The 20730-nt window shown below is 68.2% G+C and carries 17 protein-coding genes and 1 pseudogene; 15 read left to right on the top strand and 3 right to left on the bottom strand.

The features are described 5' to 3' along the window. The first annotated feature begins 162 nt into the window (after positions 1–162). From ACZ7M3_RS35420 to ACZ7M3_RS35360, 13 genes are all read left to right on the top strand, one after another. Positions 163–2427 carry a M20 family metallopeptidase gene (locus tag ACZ7M3_RS35420; RefSeq protein WP_472068805.1) on the top strand — a complete coding sequence of 755 codons (2265 nt, stop codon included), beginning with the start codon at positions 163–165 and terminating at the stop codon, positions 2425–2427. A 31-nt stretch (positions 2428–2458) separates the two neighbouring features. Next, positions 2459–3205 (top strand): orotidine-5'-phosphate decarboxylase, encoded by a 747-nt coding sequence (pyrF, locus tag ACZ7M3_RS35415; RefSeq protein ID WP_329329302.1) that lies wholly within the window; start codon positions 2459–2461, stop codon positions 3203–3205. Between the two features lies 1 nt (position 3206). Then, entirely contained in the window at positions 3207–4025 is an 819-nt protein-coding gene (locus tag ACZ7M3_RS35410) for a BtpA/SgcQ family protein (RefSeq protein WP_472068803.1), read from the top strand. A 29-nt stretch (positions 4026–4054) separates the two neighbouring features. Further along, positions 4055–4717, top strand: a complete 663-nt coding sequence (gene tmk, locus ACZ7M3_RS35405; RefSeq protein WP_472068801.1) for a dTMP kinase — start codon at positions 4055–4057, stop codon at positions 4715–4717. A gap of 58 nt (positions 4718–4775) precedes the next feature. Then, positions 4776–5555, top strand: a complete 780-nt coding sequence (locus ACZ7M3_RS35400; RefSeq protein ID WP_452974812.1) for a hypothetical protein — start codon at positions 4776–4778, stop codon at positions 5553–5555. A gap of 8 nt (positions 5556–5563) precedes the next feature. Then, on the top strand, positions 5564–5842 hold the full coding sequence (locus tag ACZ7M3_RS35395) for a PqqD family protein (RefSeq protein WP_328982668.1): 279 nt from the start codon (positions 5564–5566) through the stop codon (positions 5840–5842). Positions 5843–5883: 41 nt separating this feature from the next. Further along, positions 5884–6867 carry a diiron oxygenase gene (locus tag ACZ7M3_RS35390; protein WP_472068799.1) on the top strand — a complete coding sequence of 328 codons (984 nt, stop codon included), beginning with the start codon at positions 5884–5886 and terminating at the stop codon, positions 6865–6867. 365 nt (positions 6868–7232) lie between these two features. Then, entirely contained in the window at positions 7233–9470 is a 2238-nt protein-coding gene (gene asnB / locus ACZ7M3_RS35385) for an asparagine synthase (glutamine-hydrolyzing) (RefSeq protein ID WP_472068797.1), read from the top strand. A 4-nt stretch (positions 9471–9474) separates the two neighbouring features. Then, the gene (locus ACZ7M3_RS35380; protein ID WP_472068795.1) at positions 9475–10482 is read left to right on the top strand and encodes an ABC transporter ATP-binding protein; all 1008 of its coding nucleotides are present in this window, start codon (positions 9475–9477) and stop codon (positions 10480–10482) included. Next, the gene (locus ACZ7M3_RS35375; RefSeq protein ID WP_472068793.1) at positions 10479–11282 is read left to right on the top strand and encodes an ABC transporter permease; all 804 of its coding nucleotides are present in this window, start codon (positions 10479–10481) and stop codon (positions 11280–11282) included. Before ACZ7M3_RS35380 ends, ACZ7M3_RS35375 begins: the two co-directional genes overlap by 4 nt. Before the next feature lie 13 nt (positions 11283–11295). Next, positions 11296–12093 (top strand): ABC transporter permease, encoded by a 798-nt coding sequence (locus tag ACZ7M3_RS35370; protein WP_472068791.1) that lies wholly within the window; start codon positions 11296–11298, stop codon positions 12091–12093. A gap of 62 nt (positions 12094–12155) precedes the next feature. Further along, positions 12156–12644, top strand: a complete 489-nt coding sequence (locus tag ACZ7M3_RS35365; RefSeq protein ID WP_472068789.1) for a GHMP family kinase ATP-binding protein — start codon at positions 12156–12158, stop codon at positions 12642–12644. A 1033-nt stretch (positions 12645–13677) separates the two neighbouring features. Further along, the gene (locus ACZ7M3_RS35360; protein ID WP_472068787.1) at positions 13678–15276 is read left to right on the top strand and encodes a TROVE domain-containing protein; all 1599 of its coding nucleotides are present in this window, start codon (positions 13678–13680) and stop codon (positions 15274–15276) included. 531 nt (positions 15277–15807) lie between these two features. Here ACZ7M3_RS35360 and ACZ7M3_RS35355 read toward each other — a convergent pair. After that, on the bottom strand, positions 15808–16473 hold the full coding sequence (locus ACZ7M3_RS35355) for an FAD-dependent oxidoreductase (RefSeq protein WP_472068785.1): 666 nt from the start codon (positions 16471–16473) through the stop codon (positions 15808–15810). A 307-nt stretch (positions 16474–16780) separates the two neighbouring features. On the opposite strand from ACZ7M3_RS35355, the pseudogene ACZ7M3_RS35350 reads away from it, so the two are divergent. Then, positions 16781–18185: pseudogene (locus tag ACZ7M3_RS35350) on the top strand (IS701 family transposase). Positions 18186–18409: 224 nt separating this feature from the next. Here the strand turns inward: ACZ7M3_RS35350 and ACZ7M3_RS35345 are convergent. Continuing rightward, positions 18410–19450 (bottom strand): tetratricopeptide repeat protein, encoded by a 1041-nt coding sequence (locus ACZ7M3_RS35345; RefSeq protein WP_472068783.1) that lies wholly within the window; start codon positions 19448–19450, stop codon positions 18410–18412. Positions 19451–19489: 39 nt separating this feature from the next. Continuing rightward, the gene (locus ACZ7M3_RS35340; RefSeq protein WP_472068781.1) at positions 19490–19753 is read right to left on the bottom strand and encodes a hypothetical protein; all 264 of its coding nucleotides are present in this window, start codon (positions 19751–19753) and stop codon (positions 19490–19492) included. Between the two features lie 318 nt (positions 19754–20071). Between ACZ7M3_RS35340 and ACZ7M3_RS35335 the strand changes: the two genes are divergently transcribed. Next, positions 20072–20521: a hypothetical protein gene (locus ACZ7M3_RS35335; protein WP_261687379.1), complete on the top strand. Its 450-nt coding sequence runs from the start codon at positions 20072–20074 to the stop codon at positions 20519–20521. Positions 20522–20730: the final 209 nt, after the last annotated feature.

The raw sequence follows: 20730 nt of genomic DNA, 5'->3' as shown, positions 1-20730 counted from the left end.
CAACGGCACGAGATGGCAGGAACTCACTCCGCGAGAACGCGAGCTGATCCTCGCGGGAATGTTCTGGTGGCGATAGCCGAGGCGTGGAAGCAGATGGAGCCCGCCGCATCGGTTCTCGTGTACCGGTACGCGAGGAAACTTGAGAACGAGGGGACTTCGGTCATGACGGCACCTGGACACATCGATTTCGACGGGCTGCTCGGCGTCCGCCGCCATGATGCCCGGAGGGAACTCGCCGAGACCATGCGGATGTTGTCCGCGCAGCAGGACCCCGACTGCGCGACGATTCGGAGTGCGTCCGGCGAGGCGTTCTTCGAGCCGCGGCTGTACAGCCAACTGGTCCTCGGCGGCTTCCCGTCGACGACGGCGGACCAGCTCCTCCTCGCGGCGGTCCCCAGCGACGGCACCCCGCTCGTCGTACGTACGGACGGGGAAGGGACGGTCTCCTTCCCGGGACTCGGCCGGTGCACGACGGAGCAGCCCTCCGCCGAACTCAAGGTGCGCTACGACGCGGCCGCCCACACCCTGACGACGGAGTCAGGGGACGGCACGCTCGCGACGTCCGCGCTCGAACCGATCACCCGCGTAGCCGGCACGGACATGGAGCTGGTCGACCGACTGGATCCGATCCTCGACGGGTTCCTCCGGCTCCAGATCGACCGCTACGAAGAACTGTCCCTTCTTGCGGACGTCCACGCGTATCTGCCCCAGATCTCACGCGCGCTGAACCTCATCGCGTCGGTGAGCCCGGCCTACCACGCCGCGCTCACCCAATCCCTGCGGGCCGTCCTGCTCTTCCGGCACCCGACGGCCGAGTCCTTCGCGGCCCTGGGCATGCACGGCATGATCTTCCTGAACGTCCCCGAGACGGCCGGCGCCGACTACTTCGTCGAGGAGCTCGTGCACCAGGGCGGGCACGTGCTCTTCAGCGAGGCGACGCTGAGCCGGGGCGACTTCCTTCGGGTGGATCCGGATGCCCCGCTGGCGGAGCTGCTCGGCCAGGACGACCCGCGCGACGTGTACGGCGCCTTCCACGGTCTCTTCACGGAGCACATGGAGTACCACATCGTCCTCGGCATCCTGGAGAAGGGACTCGCCGACGAAGCGGAGCGGCCGGCCTTCGAACGGCACCTCGCCGAGGTGGTCCGCCGCCACCAGCGCGACTTGCGTCTGATCGGCGACCACGCCGGAGAGATCTTCAGCTCCTTGGGGCAGGAGGTCTTCACCGCGTTCCTCGAGGCTCACGACCGCGCGGAACGCCCGCACACCCGTGCCCTCGCCGGTGCCCCGGACGTGGAGGAACTCCTCCGCGAACTGATCGCCATACCGAGCGTGAACCCGCTCCTGCCGGACTCGGAGGGAACCGCGCACGAGGGAGACCTGGCCTCCTTCGTGGCCGACCGCCTTCGCGCCGCCGGCATCGACGTCGAGACGCAGGAGGTGGCCGGCGGACGTGGCAATGTGATCGCCCACCTCCCCCGCGGCGGCGACGCGGACGGCGAGGTGGTTCTGCTCAGCGCCCACATGGACACCTACCCGGCCGGCGGTCCGCGTGCGGCGTACGTGCCGGTCGCCGAGGGCCGCACCCTGTACGGCCGCGGCAGTGCGGACGCCAAGGGATCACTCGCCGCCATGATGACGGCCTTCCTGCAGGTGGCGACCCTCCCGAACCGGCGCGAGTGCTATCTGACCGCCACGGTGGACGAGGAATGTCTGCTCCTCGGGGTCAAGGCCCTGACCACGCACGGCATGCGCCCGACTTTGGGCATCACCGGAGAACCCACCGGACTCGTCCCCATCGTCGCGCAGAAGGGGATCGTCCGGGGCTCGTTCCGGGTGCGGGGGCCGAAGAGCCACGCCGCCTACCCGGCCGCCCGGACGGCGGTCCGGTCCGCGGCGGAGCTGGTGCGCGCCCTGGACCAGATCAACGCGGACCTCGCGACCGGACCGGAGCACCCCGACCTGGGGTCGCCCACCGTCATGGTCACCACGATGGAGAGCAACGGGGGGATGAACCTCGGCGCCACCGAGGTGACGGTGTGGTTCGACGCACGCTTCCTGCCCGGCACGAGCGGCGCGGAGTTCACCGCCCGCATCGAGCGTGACCTCCGCGAACTGCTGTCGGCCGACGTGGACTTCGTACAGGATCCCCCCGCCTTCGTGTCACCTCCCAACGAGATGTCCCCCGCCTCACCCCTGATCGCCGAGTTCTTCGCCGCGGTGAAGAACTCGGCGGGGGCATGCGAGCCGGGCAGTTTCTCCTATGGCAGCGAAGCCGGTGTCCTGGCGGAGTTCTGCCGGTCGAGCCTGGTCTTCGGACCCGGAGACGCCCGCTACTCGCACGCCGAGGTCGAGGCCATCGACCTGGACGAACTCGGCACGGCGACCGAAATCCTCCGCAGCATCCTGGTCGGCGACCAGCGGTAGTTGCGGCGACCCATCAAGACAGGAACATGAAGTGACAACAACTGGCAGCGCCCCTCACCGGGACGGCCGCGACCGTCTGTGTCTGGCCCTCGATCTCGCGGACCGCTCCGAGATCCTGCGGCTGGTCGACGAACTCAAGGACCTGATCGGGTACTTCAAGCTCAACTCGGCCTTCACGCTCCATGGCCCGGAGCTCGTACGGGAGATCCTCGACCGGGACGTCAAGATCTTCATGGACCTCAAGCTCCACGACATTCCCAACACCCTCGCGGGCTACGGCCAGGCCGTCACCCGGCTCGGTGCCCACATCGTCACGCTGCACACCGGCGGTGGGCTCGAGATGATGCGGGCTGCGGTCGCCTCCGCCGACCGGACGGCCGCCGAACTTGGCGTGGAGCGACCCAAGCTGGTCGGCGTCACCCTCCTCACCAGCGTCGACCGCGAGACCCTCAACGGCGACCTGAACGTGCGCGGCTCAGTCGAGGACGAGGTCCGCCGACGAGCTCTGCTCGCCGCCGAAGCCGGTCTCGACGGCATCGTGTGCGCCCCGTCCGAGATCGAGCGGGTCCGCGCGGAGCTGCCGGACGACTTCTTCTACGTGACGCCCGGGACCCGCTCGCCGGGCACCAGCGACAACGACCACAAGCGGACCGGCACCCACAGCGAGGCGCTGGCAGGCGGCTCGTCGCTGCTCGTCGTGGGCCGGTCCGTCCACGACGCGTTGGGGCCGCGGCAGGCTGCCCAGCGGATCCTCGCCGAGATCGAGGGAGCAGCCTGACATGTTTGCGCTGCCGGAGAAGGCCGTCATCGCCTGTGTGCACCTCCCCCCCACCCCTGGGTCACCGAGGTACGGAGGACGGATCGACCACATCTACGAGTCCGCGATCTCCGATGCCGAGATCTTCCTGAGGCACGGCGTCGACGCCCTGATCGTCGAGAACTTCAGGGACGCGCCCTTCCATCCCGGGACCGTCCCCGCCGAGACGACGGCCACGGTCGCCGGGGTCACACGCGAGATCGTACGGATGTCCGACGTGCCGACCGGCGTCGCGGTCCTGCGGAACGACGCCTCGGCGGCACTCGCCATTGCCACGGCCACGGGCGCGGACTTCATCCGCGTCAACGTGCACATCGGCGCCGTGCTCTCAGAGCAGGGCATTCTGGCCGGCAACGCGCACGAGACACTGCGGCTGCGCCGGGCCCTCGAAAGCGACGTGGCGATCTTCGCCGACGCACGGGTGAAGCACTCGCAGCCGTTCGTCTACGGGGATCTCGCGACCGAGGTCCGAGACCTCTCCCAGAGGGCGGACGGGATCATCGTGTCGGGGGAACTGACCGGCGTCGAGACCAGCCCCGAGGACCTGCTGACGGCGCGTGCGGCGACCGCCGGCCCGCTTCTGGTCGGAAGCGGTGTCACCCCGGAGAACCTGGCGGCGGTCTTCGCCCCCGCCGACGGATTCATCGTCGGCAGCTACTTCAAGGTGGACGGAGTGCCCGGGAATCCGGTGGACGAGTCCCGTGTGTCGGCCCTCATGGACCGGGTGCGCTCGCTGCGCCGGAGCGCGGGCGTTGAGACCACCGAGACCCGCGCACGATGACGACGAATCGACGAGGACAAGGACGGAACATGCAGGAGCGCAGGGTCGACGACGCGGCCATGGCGGAGCTTTTCCAGCCGGAGAGGACCGACGAGGGGCTGCTCATTTCGATCGTCGGGTTCGACGGTTCGGGCAAGACCACCCAGATCGAGCGCGTCGCGGAGGCCTTCCGCGCACAGGGTCGCGAGGTCGTCGAGACCCGACAGCCTTCCGACTGGTACCGGCAGCTGGCCGAGGTCCAGGTCTTCCACGGGCAGGGAGGTTCGGCGGAGACGGCCCGCATCCTGTCGCTGCTGGCCGCGGCTGACCGCCACCGCCACGTCATGGAAGTGATCAACCCCGCCCTGGAACGGGGGGCTGCCGTGATCTGTGACCGCTACGTCTACGCCACCTTCGGTGTCTTCGTGCACCGCGGTGTCGACTTCTCCTTCCTGGCCACCATCAACCAGGGCATCCCGCGCCCCGATCACGCCTTCTACCTGAAGCTCCCCACCGACGAGCTGATCCGGCGTCTGCGGGAGCGGGACGGCGACCGTCTGCAGCACGAGGAGAAGTCGGCCGACCGCGTCGAGTCGATCACCCGCACCTACGAGGAGCTCGGCACGGAGCTGGTTCACATCGACGGTACGGCCTCCCGGGAGGACGTCACCGCCGAGATCCTCCGTCACATGAAGGACTCCCTCTTCCGGTGATCCCGCCAGGTGTCCGTACGTCCCCCACCAGCCATGAGACCGGAAGGCCGACTGCCGCATGAGCATCGATTTCTCCAGCTGCCTCGATGATCTGGGGGCCCGGGGGCTGCTACCCGAGCGGTACGAAACCGCCTTTGTCGTCGGATCCCAGGCGCGAGGGTGGGGCAACGCGCTGAGCGACGTGGACATCTGCCTCGTGACCCGTGATCCCTGGACCAGCGACGACCACGGTCTCATTCACGTACTGCTCACCCCGGACACCGTCACCACCGAGGGATTCCACACCGGCGAGCTCGCCTGGGAGCTCAAGTACTGGCTCGACGGCCAGGTGGACCAGATGATCGAGAAGGTGGCCTGGAGCGCCTTCAACGGCTCGACCCTCGTGGGCCAGCGTCTCACCCGGGAGGAGGAGAAATTCCTCGACCGGATGCTGACCTGCGTCCCCCTTGCTGGCGCCGACTGGATCCTGCGGCGCCAAGAGGAGATCAAGCAGTCCGCGTTCCAGGCGTTCGTGACGACGGAATGCCTCAATCTCGCGGACGACTACGTCATCGACGCCACGGGACAGCTCGAAGCGGGTGATGTGGACAGCGCGGTGCTCTGCGCCCGGATGGCCTTCGGCCATGCGGTGGACGCCGTGCTCGCGTCGCACGGGGACCTCGGGAGGCTGAACAAGTGGCGGGCGCGCCGGCTTTCGAGCATCGGGCCTGAGGAGATCTCGTACGAGGAGTACTGGAAAGTGGAGACGATGCGGACCTTCGACCCGGCCGCACCGGAGGAATGGGTCCGGGAGACCGCTTGGCTCTGCAAGCGCCTGGCCATGGAAGTGCAGGTCTGAAACCCGTGATGACGCCCGATTCCGTGCCGGTGCCCCGGCTGGACGTACGCTTCAGGAACATCCGTGGGCAGGTGTTGATCGCCCGTGGTGAGGATGCTCTCGAACTCACGGAGGCCGCCGCCTTCGTCTTCCGCCGGATCGACGGGACGCGCACCGTCCGGCGGATCGGTGAGCAACTCGCCGCGGAGTACGGGATCGGAGCCGACGAAGCGGTCACCGACGCCGGTGACGTGCTGACGGACCTGGCCGACGCCGGTTTCATCGGCGTCGAGGCGCCGAGCTCATGACCCCCCCTGGGACGTACCGGCACCGAACGCTCTCCGAACTGGTGGTGATACGTGAGCGGTTGCCCGGCCCGCTGGGGGACGTCGGCCGGCGTCTGCCCGGGTACCGCAGTGCGTTCGGCAAGTGGGACGACCGCGCGAGCGTACGGACCAAGCCGAGCAGGCGGGTCGCGGAAGGGCGGGCCGACGGACCGCAGCTCTACTTCCCGCCCGAGTTGGTACCCGCGGCAACCCATCCTCTGTTCATGGGAACGGTCGGCCCGACCGGGGTGAACGAGTTTCTCACCCAACAGCTCTATTCCTACCTGAGCTTTACTGTCGACCTCGAGATGTCGGCGGTCGTGCCGGTCACCTCCGACATCAGCCTCGGGCGGAGCGGGCTGAATCTACCCGCCCAAATGCGGAGGGATGCGTTCAATATTTCGACCGACGAGGCGTGGCATGCGCAGTTCTCCCACGATCTCATCGTGGAGGTCGAATCGGAGACGTCGGTGAGGGCCCTTCCGAACCCCGAGCCGGCGTTCCTTTGTCGGCTTGCCGAAATCGAAGCGGATCTGGACGGCGATACGCGGGCGATGAGCGGCCTGCTTTTCGCGGTGGTGAGTGAGACGCTCATCTCGGCGCTCCTCTCGGACCTTCCGAAGGACCGCAGACTGCCCGGGGCCGTCCGCGAGGCGGTGGCCGATCACGCGGAGGACGAGGGGCGCCACCATGCGTACTTCAAGAGTCTCCTGCACCACTTCTGGTCGGCTCTGGACGGCCGGCAGCGGCGGAACGCCGGAGTTCTGGTACCACGCCTCATCGCAGCCTTCCTGGAACCGGACTATACGCACCTGGCCCTGGGGCTCTTCGGCCACGGGCTGACGGCCGAGCAGGTGGCGCAGATCCTGGAGGAGTCCTACCCGGACGCAGAGGTGGAGCGCCGCATCAGACAGGGATCGAGTGCCACGGTGAAGTATTTCACCGAAATCGGAGCGATCGACGACCACGCGATTCGCGACGCTTTCGAAGAGGCTTCTATTTCCTGAGTGCTGGCCGCCCGAAAATAAGGCCTTCCGAATTCTGGTCGGAAGGTCGATCTCGAATGCCCGGAATTCTTCGATCCGGGATTCAGTCCCCACGATTTCGATCCTTGCGTGATCTTCAATTCCGTGCATATGATCGGCGCATTCCATCGCGAGACATTCTCGCGGCCACTGGGAAATTCAAAGCGAAGGGGGTGTTCTCGCATGAAGAAGTATACGAAGCCGCAGGCCACGAAGGTCGACATCACGACTGTTCTGAAGAACAACAAGTGATGCGAGACGGGCGTGCCAATCACCGGTTCCCCGGGAATTGGCACTCCCGTCGGCACAAGCGGGTGAGCACTGCTGTCAGCGAAAGGTGAAGGGGAATGTGCGGACTGGGCGGCCTTGCCCGTATCGACGGGCGGGATCTGGACGGAGCCGCCGATGTAGTCCTGGCGACCATGGCACGGACCCTGGCACATCGCGGACCCGACGCCGAGGATCTCCTCCGGGACGGACCCGTCGGCCTCGCCTTCACCCGCCTGTCGCTGGTTGACCCCGAGGGCGGCGGACAGCCCCTGATCAGCCCTGACGGCGCGATCGTCCTGATCGCCAACGGGGAGGTCTACAACCACCGCGCGCTGGCCGCCGGACTGCCCGCCGGCGGCAAGGAGCTGCGTGGAGGCTCCGACTGCGAGGTGCTCGTGCACCTCTACCAGGAGAAGGGGCTGTCCTTCCTCGACGACGTACGTGGCATGTTCGGACTCGTGCTCTGGGACCGGCGCCGCAATGTTCTGGTGATGGCTCGCGACCATTTTGGTGTGAAGCCGCTCTACTTCAGCCGCAACCGCGAGCGCGTGGTCTTCGCCTCGGAGATCAAGGCCCTGTTCTCGGACCCCGACTGCCCGCGCCAGGTTGCCTGGGACGAGGCACTGGCCAGCCCGACGCTCACGGCATCGCCCGCGCTGGACACCTCCGCGCCCACGACCTGGTTCGAGGGTGTGGAATCCGTGCCGGCGGCGACGATCATCGAGATCGATCTCGCCGACGGCACGACCCGGGAGCACCTCTACTGGACCGCTCCGGACTTCATGGGAGATCCGGCCTGCGCCACACGCGACGACCGCGACATCATCGCGGAATTCGGTGAGTTGCTGGCCGATTCGGTGCGGGACTGCGCCACGGCCGACGTGTCCATCGGGCTCTTCCTCAGCGGCGGCGTCGACTCCGCGGCCGTCGCGGCCCTCGCTGCGGACACCGCCTCGCTGGAGACGTTCACCGTCCTCAACGGCTCGACGGTCGCCAACGATGACGCCCGTTTCGCGCGGAGGGTGGCCGATGAGCTCGGCGTCCCCAACCACCAGATTCTCTTCGAGGCGTCCCACGTCCCCTCCGCGGCGGAGTGGAAGCGCCTTCTCTGGCTGACCGAGATGCCGACCTGCGGCCCCGAGCAGTACTACAAGCATGAGCTGCACAGGCATGTGCGGGCCCATCACCCCGGAATCAAGGGCATGCTGCTGGGCGCCGCCGCCGACGAGTTCTGCGGCGGGTACTCCGTACAGACCTCCGGAGGCCGGGGCTGGGAGGGCTTCATGGAGGCCCTCGGAGACATGGACCGCCGCGGCCGGCTGCAGAGCGGTCCGCACGCGCTGGACATCTGGTGGGAGGGGTCCGAAGCGGGGCTCCTGTCCGAGGCGGCCCTGGGCCTCCGCCACGATGGGCGGGGACGGGATCCCTATGCTCTTTTCGTCGCCGCGAAGATGCGCGACGTGGCCCAGTACAACTGCTGGCACGAGGACCGCACGGCCGCGGGCAGCGGTATCGAGGCTCGTGTTCCCTTCCTCGATCGACGCCTGTTCGAACTCGTCGCCTCGATTCCTCCGCACCGCCGTGAACGGCTGCTGTGGAACAAGGCCATCGTGCGGGAGGCGGTCGCCGGCCTGCTTCCCCAGGACGTCGTCCACCGCCCCAAGGTGCCCTTCTTCTACGGCGAGGGTGTCCAGCACACCCACCGGACGTTCATCTCCATGCTCACGCAGGACGGCTGCGCCCTTCTCGACGAGGCGCTGGAGAGCCCCCGCGGAAAGGAGTTCCTGAACGCCGACCGGGTGCGCGCGGTGCTGCGCCGCCTGGAGCAGGCACCGCTGTCCGGGGAGGTGGAGCGGATCCTCCCGCTGATCAACCTCTGTCTGCTCGAACGGATGGCCGCCGAGCCTCCCAGCCCCCCCATCGACTCGGCGACGGTGCTTCCCCCGGTGCGCGAGGAGTATCCCGTCGACGGGGAGAGCGGAGTCGACGACGCCGTCGCGCTGACGACAGGGGCACGGCGCTGGGACGGCCACAGCCGCCTGGCCCTCGCCGACGAAGCCGTCCTGCTGCGGGACACCGACGAGACCTGGTACGTCGCCGTCGACGGTTCCCTGGAGTACGTCCTGGACCACGAGGAGCCGTGGCTGGCCTTTCTGCGTGGCCTCGACGGTACGAGCACCGTGCACCAGATCTGCGAGCGGGCCGGCACCACCCCCGAGACACTCTCCTCCCAGCTGACGGAATGCCTCGACCTGGGGCTGCTGGTGCCCGTGACTCCCGCCCCCGTCTCTCCAACGCTCACAGAACGGTCCTGACCCGATGCCCACCTCCGAATACGCGATCGAAGCCGTCGGACTGTGCCGCTCCTACGAGACCAGGACAGGGTGGCTCAGACCGCAGCGCCTCGTGATCGAGGCCGTGCGCGGTGTGTCCTTCCAGGTGCCCAGAGGAGAGCTGTTCGGTCTGCTCGGCCCGAACGGCGCGGGAAAGACCACCACCATCAAGATGCTCAGCACCCTTCTGCTGCCCACGTCGGGCAGCGCCTCGGTACTCGGATACGACGTGGCCCGGGACCCTGTGCAGGTCCGCCGACGGATCGGGTATGTCTTCGGCGGAGACAAGGGTCTGTACGAGCGGCTGTCCGCGCTCGACAACCTCCGTTACTTCGCCGAGCTCTACGGGGTGGACCCTCGGGAGCAGAAGACCCGGATTCCCGAGATGCTGGAGACCGTGGGGCTGAAGGGCCGGGAGCAGGAGCGCGTCGAGGGTTACTCACGCGGCATGCGGCAGAAGCTGCACATCGCGCGCGGACTGCTGCACCGGCCCGAGGTGCTGTTCCTGGACGAGCCGTCCATCGGTGTCGACCCCGTCGCGGCCCGGGAGTTGCGTGCGATGGTCGCCGATTTGGCCGCCTCCGGCATCACCGTCGTCCTGACGACGCACTACATGGCGGAAGCGGACGAACTCTGCGACCGTATCGCCGTCATCGACAACGGCGTCATCCAGGCGGAGGGAACCCCGACCGAGCTGAAGGAGCGCGTGCGGAAGCTCGACGTGATGGAGATCGAGGTCCGGGACAGCCTCGACGACGTTCGTACGGACGCACTGCGGAGACTCCCCGGTGTGGAGCGGCTCAGCGTCGAGACCGGAGACATCACCGACACCCTGCGGATCCACGTGAGGCCGTCAGACGACGTCCATGGCGCCGTGATATCGGCGCTCGCCGGCGTACGAACCGGGCGGATCGTGACGCGGGAACCCACGCTCGAGGACGCGTACATCGCCATCATCGCGCGGACCGGTGACGCCGAGCAGGTGCCGGCATGACCGCAACCCTCGGAACCCTCGGAACCCTCGACCGGATCCGGAGGCTCGTAGCCGTCGGAGTTCGCACGCACCTGCTGCACCTGTCCCGGTCCGGCGTCGATCTCGTCGTGGCGCTCTTCTCACCCCTCGTCTACGCCACGCTGGCGGTCTACCTCTTCCGCGCCGGCGGCCACCCCGACCGCCTGCTGCAGGCCGCGGTCGGAGCGGGGCTCATGGGCGTCTGGTCCTCCGTGCTCTTCGGGTCCGGCGGGGCGATCCAGGACCAGCGATGGCTGGGTACGCTCGAATCGCTGGTGATCGCCCCGACACGGCTGTTCCTGGTGCTGCTCCCCATCACCTTCGCCACCTCGCTGGTGGGCATGTACTCCATGTTCGCCACGATCGCCTGGAGCACGCTGCTCTTCGGAGTCCCGCTCACCCCGGCCTCCCCGGAGCTCTTTGCCCCCGCGCTGATCGTGTGCGTGGTGGCGCTGGGCATGCTGGGCATGTTCCTGGCCTCCACGTTCGTCCTCCTCCGGAACGCCAACGCGCTTGCCAACGCGCTGGATTACCCAGTGTGGATGCTGTCGGGAATGCTCGTGTCCACCACCACGCTCCCCGGCTGGACGCATGCCGTGACGTGGGTCCTTCCCACGAGCTGGGCGGCGAGAGCCGTTCAGGCCGCGACCGGAGGAGGCGCGGTCGCCTTGCCGGCGGCCATGGCCCTCGTGCTGGGTGCCACCTACATGCTTTTTGCCTTCGTGGCCCTGAAATGGGTCGAGAAGCGTGCGCGCCACGCAGGGACCCTGGCACTGACATGAGTGGAGACAACCGTTGAGTAGCTTCGCGCGTACGGTGCGCTTGGTGGTCCTGGGCGGAGCGATGTCCTATCGTGCCCTGTTCAACTGGACGAGTCCCCCGATCTTCATCGGGACACTGATCGTCAGTCCACTCTTCCAGATCTTCTTCTTTGTCCATGTGGGCCGGACGCTGGGAGTGGCGGACGACCGCTTTTACCTCATCGGCAACACCGTGCTCGCGGCGAGCGTGTCCTGCGTGTACGGCGGTGTCATGGCCGTTTCCAAGGAACGTCGCTGCGGCACACTCGGAATGGTCCTCCTCAGCCCGCGGGCCCGGATTCCGCTCTGGGCAGGGCGTGTCCTGCCCTATGTGGGCAACGGCTTCCTGGTCATGGGCTTCATGCTGGTGACGGGAGCGCTGGCGCTGGGAATCGAACTGCCGCTGTCCGTCGTCGGCGGCGTGGTCATGACCTTCCTGGTGGCGGCAGTCTCCTGCGCCTTCTTCGGCCTCTCTCTGGGGGCGCTCTCGCTCCGGGTTCGAGACGCGTCCGTCGTCTCGAACATGGCCTTCACCCTCCTGATCCTCTTCAGTGGCGCGAACATCCCGCACGAGGCCATGCCGGCCTGGATGCAGGCTGTCGCGACCGTGACACCCATGTCCCACGGCATCGAAGCACTCCGCGAGCTCTTCGCGGGAGCCTCCTACTCCGTCATCTGGCCCGACCTCGCGGCCGAGGGCGCACTGGCAGTCGGCTACGCGACTCTGGCTCTGGTCCTGCTACGCCACTTCGAGCGGCGGAGCCGGGCGACGGCCTCTCTGGACATCGCCTGAGGAAGCCCGCCTCGAGCCGCCGTCATGAACGCGGCTCACGATCCCTGGATGAACTGATCAGAATGCTCGACACGCCGTCCGAAGCCGGTTCTGCGGTAATCGACAGAAGGAGCTATTGCGGTGTGAGTCACGGCACCCTGGGTGAGCTCTATCAAGGTCCCTTCTGGCAGGGTCTCGAACCGCACATAGCCATCGTCTCGCTGCCGGTCGACAAGTTCAGCTGGTGTCATTTCATCGAAGGTGTGGATGCTTCTCCCGGGGATCCCGCGGGTCTGACGGGGAGGGCGAAGTACGGAGAGAGTCCGCGACCGGGACGCTGGGAGTACTTCAGCGAACTCGAAGTGGGCAAGAGGATGGCGAGTTCGACCGCCGATATCGTTGCCACAGTGAGGTGTCTTCTCAACCTCTACGACATTGCGTACGACCAGCGAGTGGTCACGCACATCCTCAATCGGATCGAGCGAGCCGACAGCGTATTCATCGACGAGTACGCCCTCTACCTGAGCGGGAGGCACCAAGCCATCGGCCAGGTATGCCCCAGCAGCACTTGAACGTCCCAAAGCGGCATCCCCGACTCGTAGTTGTGCGTCGCGCAGGCGTGCCGCTCGGAGCTCACCCGTCTCGTCCGGTCCGGCAGCCACCACCTCGCCAGCGGCGGGTACGGCGCCGAAGAACGGGACTGCTACTACGCCGACGCCATCCCCCTCCTCTTCACCACCCTCGACCGCATCCAGACCAGCGGCCCCCGCGAAGCGGTGTGGTGGCGATGCGGACACGGCCAGTGGGAAACCCTCCCCGAGAGTGGGCAGCGGAGAGGGAACGCCGGTCACAGGGACCTGACCCGGAACCCGAGTCCACCCCCGAGGCCGCGCCGTGTGAGCGGTGCAAAGGGCCGATCACCGACCCACCCGGCTACGACCTTGAGTTCGTCCCGCCGGAGGACGGACGGTACTGCCCCGTCTGCCCCACCGGCCTGTGCCAGTACCCGACCCTGCGCGAAACCCTCTTCGGACGTCGGCAGCGCAGCAAGTAGCCCGGCCCCGCCAGAGCGATACCGGGGCCGGGCTACGGCTGAGAACCCTAGACCGGGCAGCGGAAGTCAGGTCCTCAGCCGTCGCGCATCAGGGAGGTCGTCGAGTTCCCGGTCCCAGGCCGCGTCCACGAGGTCGTCGATCACGCCGGGAGGCTGCCCGGACCGTAGCCCAGACAGTTCTCCATCCACTCGTTGGAGGGACGGTCCGCCAACTCCCCCCTGTCCCACCATCAGCCAACTACACTCCCGACAACACCTCTGACCAGGCCAGATAGCGAAACGCAGCTGGAGTACTAAATCGCTGGTGTACGACCCGGTGGCGCTTGTACATTGGGATCGCGACCGCGCCTCCGATGCGCTCGGCTGCGGCTACTTCCTTCCGAAAACCAAGTAACGCCGCCGCCACCTTTGATCTCGGCAGGCGCGGGCGTGTTCGCCCCGTCGGGGTGTCTTCGCCCCGTCGACCTTTTGGCCGGGGCCGTCCAATCCTTTGAATCCGGGGGGATTCGCTGCCTCGTCACACCCCGCGTGTCTCCAAGATCTGGTCCGAGATGCTCGTGGCCCCGCACATATCGGCCGCCGCCCGCTCCCTGTCCCCACCACGGCCCGGTCACGAGTACACGCCGGACTTCCGCACCTACGAGGGCGGCCAGGCTTTCGTCCGGGAACCCCGCGAGGAACTCTTCCTGCTCGCGGTCGGCAACTTCGTCTCCCAGCACACCTTTTACGAGAGCGGTGCGGAGCGGGACGACCGGTACGCCCGCCTCGTCGGTGAACTCGCTCTCCAGGACCCCGAGTGGACGGCCGGCCTGCTGCGCTGGCTTCGCGGCGAGGGCAACATGCGCACGGCGTCCCTGGTGGGCGCTGCCGCATACGTGCGGGCCCGGCTCAGGGCCGGGGAGTCCGGGGGCCCGTCCAACCGGTCCGTGATCGACTCGGTGCTCCAGCGCGCCGACGAGCCCGGCGAACTGATCGCTTACTGGATCTCGGCGTACGGGCGGAACGTGCCGCAGCCGGTGAAGCGGGGCATCGCCGACGGCGTACGCCGTCTGTACACGTCTCGGTCCCTGCTCAAGTACGACACCGCGTCCAAGGGTCTGCGCTTCGGCGACGTGCTCAACCTGGTGCACGCCTCCCCCGACCCGGACAAGCCCTGGCAGGGTGCGCTCTTCCGGTACGCCCTGGACCGCCGCCACCACCCGGAACAGGCAGTTCCGCCGTCCTCCGACCGTCTGCTGACCGCGCACCGGACGCTGATGGAAGCGCCTGCGGACGAGCGGCGTGCCTTGGTGACCGGGCCGGGCGGCTCCGAGCGGCTGGCCGCGGCAGGCATGACGTGGGAGGTGCTGGCGGGCTGGCTCCACGGACCGCTGGACGCCGCTGTCTGGGAAGCCGTGATCCCCACGATGGCGCCGATGGCACTCCTGCGGAACCTGCGGAACTTCGACGAGGCGGGGGTCTCGGACGACGTCGCGGCCGAGGTCGCCGCCCGGCTCTCGGACGGCTCCGAGGTGGCCCGGTCCCGGCAGTTCCCCTTCCGCTACCTGGCCGCCCACCAGCACGCGTCGTCGCAGCGCTGGGCGGCCGCGCTGGAACAGGCACTGACCCTTTCCCTGGCCAATGTGCCGCCGCTGCCCGGCCGGACCCTGATCCTGGTGGACCGGTCCGACTCCATGTTCTGGGACACGGTCTCCGAGCGGTCCAAGCTGACCCGGTCGGATGCGGCAGCCGTGTTCGGCACCGCGCTGGCCATGCGCGCCGAGCAGGCGGATCTGGTGGAGTTCGGCTGGAGCAGCGCGCAGGTGCCGTTCGAAACGGGCGAGCCGGTGTTCGAGGTGTTGAAACGGTTCCACAGTCTTGGAGGCACCCAGACCACGAAAGCGGTGCGGACCCATTACCGGGGGCACGACCGGGTCCTGATCGTCACCGACGAGCAGGCCGCCCCCTACGGACGCGGCGGACCGGCAGAACCGGTCCCGCCCGGCATCCCGGTCTACACCTGGAACCTTGCGGGATACCAACCCGCCCACGGCCCGACGGGCCCCCACCGGCACACCTTCGGCGGCCTCACGGACGCCGCGTTCCGGATGGTCGGCCTCATCGAGGCTGGCCGCGAGGCCGCGTGGCCGTGGACCGCCGAACCCGCGTGATCCGTACGGTCACCCCGCAGCCGGTGGATCGGGTGCGCCACCGGCTGCGGCGCGGCACGCGGGGTGGCCGGCCGCCGGGCTTCGATCCGAGCAGCTCTAGGATTGACCGGCAGCGTTGAGGGTGTGCTCTTCGAGGAACGCGCCCGCATGGGCCGCTGCTTCTTCCGCGGTCGTGTAACACGTCCCGTCAGCCGCCGGGCCGGATGCGCCATCAGTACCCCTGCCCATCCAGCTCCCATCACCGGAAGGCGCCTGTACCAGCTCGGCAGTCCCCCCGAAGAGCGCAAGCGTGCCTTCGATGGGACCCGCTGTGACGGAGAGCGACAGTTTGCGAGTGATCGCTCAGATCGTGCCGGTCAGCGCCATGGTGGTGCATCGCTGTGTGCGATTCTGGAGCACGCTATGTTGCGAGGAGGGCTGCCCAGCCGATACGCATGCTGCACATTGACTGCACCGTGCCTGTGCGGTGGGTGAGTTCGTTGTGTCTTTGGTGTCACCGTCGACGGAGCGCCGGAGGGGGCTCGCCGTCCGTTAGACGGTGCGCTTGTGCAGGCGGGGCATGGCGCGCAGCATCAGCCACTGGGCGAGCTGGCCGGTCTGGGTGAGCCGGTTCATCTGCTTCACGGATGCTTCGACCTCCTTGAATGCGTAGGCGCTCATTTCCTCGCGGTAGGCGGCGAGCGCCTGTGTGAGTGGGAGGGTGCGCAGCTTTTCGGCGAGCACGGCGGCATCGCGCTGTGCTGTGTTTCCGTCGGCCGCGCCGAATGGCGGCATCAGTTGTGCGGCGTCGCCCAGGAGGGCGACGTGCGGCATCGTCCAGGTGGTCGGGCGCTGTGCGGCGCGCATGAAGGTCTGGATGAGAGAGCCGGGGTCACCCTGTTCGACCATGCGGCGGATCACGGGGTGGAAATCGGCAGCGAGCGTGCGCGCGAAGGCGTGCAGCGTCTCGGGTTCCTGGCCGGCGGGGGCGTCGGAGCGGGGGAAGGTCAGGGCCCACATGACGTAGTCGTGGTCGTCCGGAGCGTCGGAGCCGGGCGCGAGCCGGGCGCACGCGGTCTTTGGGGCCTCGCGGTACTGCATGGAGGCGAAGAACGTGCCGCGGCCCGGGGCGCCTTCGAGGGCGAGTACGCCGCTGTCGGACAGCTCCTTGGACTGCGTCTCGATCGGGGAGCGGCCGTAGATGGCTGCGACCGGCAATTCGACCGGCTCGCTTCCAGGGGGTCGCGTGTGCGCGCAGCGCCGAGTTCGCTCCGTCGGCACCGATCACGATGTCGGCGTGGGCGGTGGTGCCGTCGGCGAAGGCAAGGATCGCGCGGTCGCCGATGTCCGTGACGCCGATGGCGGCCGTTCCGCAGTGGATGCGCACTTCCAAGCCCAGCATCAGGATCGAGCGCAGCACCTGGCTCCACAGCGCCACCACACCCTAGCGGTGGTTTGTTGACGGCGGGTTGTACGGGAGTAGGGCGTGAGATGGAGGCGTCAACTACAGCCTGGGGAGCCTGAGATGACCAAGCGGCTGCCGTGCCCGCCCGCGCCTGGTCCGCTGGAAGCGTACGCCGTCCGATTTGATGATCTCTTCGGGACGCTGGCGCAGCGGCGTGGGTTTCGCAAGTACCTGGCCGGGCTGCTCCTGCCCCGGGACCGCAACAAGACGCTGACCTGCCTGGCCGGCGCCGAACCGGTGGCGGGCGCCCAGCATGCGGCGGTGCGGCGGCTGCAGTTCTTCCTGTCCGAGTCGGTCTGGAGCCAGGAAGCCGTCAACGCCCGCCGCCTGGAGTTGCTGCTGGCCGACCCGGCCACCGCCCCGCACTCGGGCGGGGTACTGGTGGTCGATGACTCTGGCGACCGCAAGGACGGGACGGCCACCGCCCACGTGGGCAAGCAGTATCTCGGCTCGGTCGGGAAGATCGACCGTGGTGTGGTCACGGTGACCACCTGCTGGGCGGACGAGCGCGTCTACTACCCAGTGCATGCCCGTCCCCATACGCCGGCCCACCACTTCCCGAAAGGCAAGAATGACCCGGGCTTCCACACCAAACTGCACATCGCGGCCGACCTGGCCGCCCGGGCCAAGGCGGCCGGGCCGGTCTTCCGGGCGGTGGCCGCCGACTGCGCCTACGGCGACCAGGACGGCTTCCGCTCCGACTTACACGCGACCGGTCTGCCGTTCGTGATGGCACTCAAGCCCCGCCACGGCACCTGGGCCTACGGGCGTGACGCACATACCCCGGCCGACGCAGCCCGCCTCCTGACCTGGTGGGATGCGGACCATCCCGGGGACTGGACGCGCACCGAGCGCACCTTCCGTGACGGGCACACCGCCACCTGGTGGGCCGCCGAGGCCCGGCTGGGCTGGTGGGGCCCGGACGGGAACGTCCGCCTGATCGTGGCCACCGTCGATCCGGCCACCCTGCCCGCGAAGGCCACCTGGTACCTGGCCACCGACCTACCCCGCCCGAACTCTCCCCGCGCCGCCGCATTGCCCTACCCGCCCTCCACCCTCGCCGAGATCGTCCGGATCTACGGGCTGCGGCACTGGGTCGAGCAGAGCTACAAGCAGGTCAAGGACGAACTCGGCTGGGCCGACTTCCAGGTTCGCTCCGATGCAGCCATCCGACGCCACCAGACCCCTCGTCAACTGCGCGTTCAGCTTCTGCTGGAACACTTGGTTCGCCCCGCCCATACCCGCCGCGGACGAGGAGGAGCCGGTGCCCAGCCGGCCAGAGAGGGGGCACTCCGCCATCCCACCAGCCGCAGCCGGCCTCCTGGCCCCAAGCCCTACGGGCCGTCCGTGGCTGGCTGACGCCCTGGTCCACGCTGCAACGCTACTGGCGGGCATGGTCGACGAAGCCCCCACCCGCAGCACTCCAAGAACTCATCAACACCGTCGCCAGCGGCAGACCTCTTGATCTCTACAACCCTGGTTAACAGACCACCGCTAGGTGAATGCGCCGGATCACCGGAGTTGTCCGTAACTCACCGTGATCTGATCGCTCCTCAGCGCGGACTCGCAAGGTAGCTTGCTCCACTCGCAACCAAAGATGCTCCGTCACACCCACTTCCCGCATGCGGTTCACGGGCAGCCCGGTCACATCGGTGGCCCGATCCGCCCTCGGTTCGTGCCAGGCACGCATCAGAACGGGAGCTCTGCGCTCCAGACGGTGGTTGAGGGCTGTGGCGGACGGGACTCGTCCTGGCGCAGGACGGCAACGGCCTCTTCGACCCGGCCGAGGTCGATGAGGTACCCGGCCAACTCGTGACTGTTCGCGGAGGCGTGGGGTCGGAGGACCGCGACAGCCTCCTCCGTGCGTCCGACGCCGGTCAGCAGCTTGGCAATGTGCGGCGCCGCGTACGACGTGCCGCCCTCGGGGTGAGCCCGGGCCCGTTCGATCGCTTCGTCAACGTGGGCGCAGGCAGCCAGCAGCGGAAGCCGGATCCAGAAGAGGTCCCACTCCTCCTCGCCACGGCGTGCCTTCAGGGCGTCGAGGTGGGCCAGGCCGTCCTCGGGGCGGCCCGCGTCGGTGCAGAGGGTGCAGAGCACGTGAAGAATCCAGTCATCGGCCCCACCGGCCAAGGCCCGCATCACCTCGATCGCCTCGTCCCCGCGGCTGTGCCGCGCCAGGAGCTGCGCGAGATGCACCGTCATGTTGCCCCGGCACACGGACGAGCGGCCGGCTCGCCTGTACACGGCGATCGCGCCCTCCACGTCACCGCGTTCCTCCAGCAGTTCCACGAGGCGCCGCGCGGCGTGTCCCAGCACCTCGGTTGCCGCGTAGGCGCGCAGTTCCCCGGTCCGGTCGTGCCGGGCCAGCAGGTCGGCCAGCTGGTCGCGGCCGTTGACCGAGGTGCCGTTTCGGGTCCGAAGCAGGGCGATCGCTTCGTCGGTGCGGCCCTGACGTTCTCGGATCACAGCGAGCAGACCGATCGCCGTGTCGGAGTCGAGGCCGTGGCAGCACCACGGCGTGTCGCAACGGTGCTCGTCCGGGATCCGGGCGGCGAGCAGTGCTGCGGCCTCCTCGTCGCGGCAGGCGCCCGCCGCGACGTCGACCAGGGCCGCAGCGAGGGTGCGGTCGTCGACGTGTGGCCGCAACAAGGTGAACGCCTCGTCGCTCCGGCCGTGCCGGGCGAGCAATCGCGCATAGGACTCCAGCGCCGACGGATGCCCGGCCTTCATTCGAGATCGGGTCAGCGCGATCGCCTCGTCGGCCCGCCCTCAGCTCTCCAACAGCTCCGCCGTGGTCCTGGTGGCCGTCCACCAGCCCGAAGCGAGGTACGGGGCGAGTATCTCCAGCGCCTCGGCCCGCAGCTCCTGTTCACCGAGCAGGCGCGCCCACTCCCGCGCGCAGAACCACTCCCCATGGCCGGCCCGGTACCCCACCGCTTCGGCATGGCCGAGTTCGAGAAGCCGGGAGACCAGATGCGGCGGAATGCAACTGGACTGCGTCCGGACCCGATAGTCAAGATCAGCAGCGTCCACAGCGACGTACCGTAGTGCCTCCGTCTGACACCGTGCCGATGCCCGGTGCAGCGCCGACGACCACGACGCCTCTCACACACCGATCGCCGGGGTTTGCCATCGACGGCTGACTGCGATGTTGCGGTCATGAGTAAAAGTACTCATGACGCCCGCCGAGCTGCGGGAAAGGATCAGGGAATGACGACGCCAAGGAAGATGAGAGCCCGGCTCGGTATGCTGACGTTAGCGGTGTTGGTCCTGTCGGCGACAGGGTGCGGAACGCAGCGGGCAGGGGATGCCGCCGACGCACACCGGAGTTCGCATCCAACGCCGACCGGCATGGCGACGCCGAGCACACCAGTGGACTTCACCTGTCCAGGCGAGAGCCCCGAGCCGACGGAGTCCACGGCCGCCGCCCCCGGCTCCACCGAGTCGCCGGCCGACCACTACGCCGAGAACCACGGCTTCAGGGTTCCCATTCCGCTCCACGGCCAGAACCGCTGCGACGGGCTGACCGTCGTCGGACGCGTCAAGGATGCACTCGAACCGCTGCGCCGGCGTGGCGACTTCGCCCCGGACAGCGTCCGCGACGCGCTCACCGGTCTCGGCTACTCCGCCGAGAAGGTACAGGCGTACCAGAACGGGTCCGCCGGGGTCGGCTTCCTCATCGACATCGGCGTCTCTCCCTGGTGTGTGGAGGGCACGATGAGCAGTGGCTCCACCAAGGCGGATGCTTTCGGCGGCTACCCCGACGGCAGCAATTGTGAGCCCCCGAGCGGCGGCCACTGACCAGAGCTTGCGATGCAGGTGTTCGGGCCGGCCCGTCGTGAATGCCACCGAGCTCCGGTTGAACGGGGTGACTTTCCCAAGTCGCCCCGAACCGTGGTGCTCACGGATTCACGATGGGACCGCGGTGGCTGTCCCGCTCGGACTCCGACCCCACGTCTCGTCGTAGTGAAGCTCTTCGCTGGCGAGCGTCTCCTTGACGAGGGGAGGGG

This window comes from Streptomyces sp. NPDC111656 (assembly GCF_055656965.1).
Note: the sequence above shows the minus strand (reverse complement) of the source record. Positions and strands in the feature narration are given on the sequence as shown.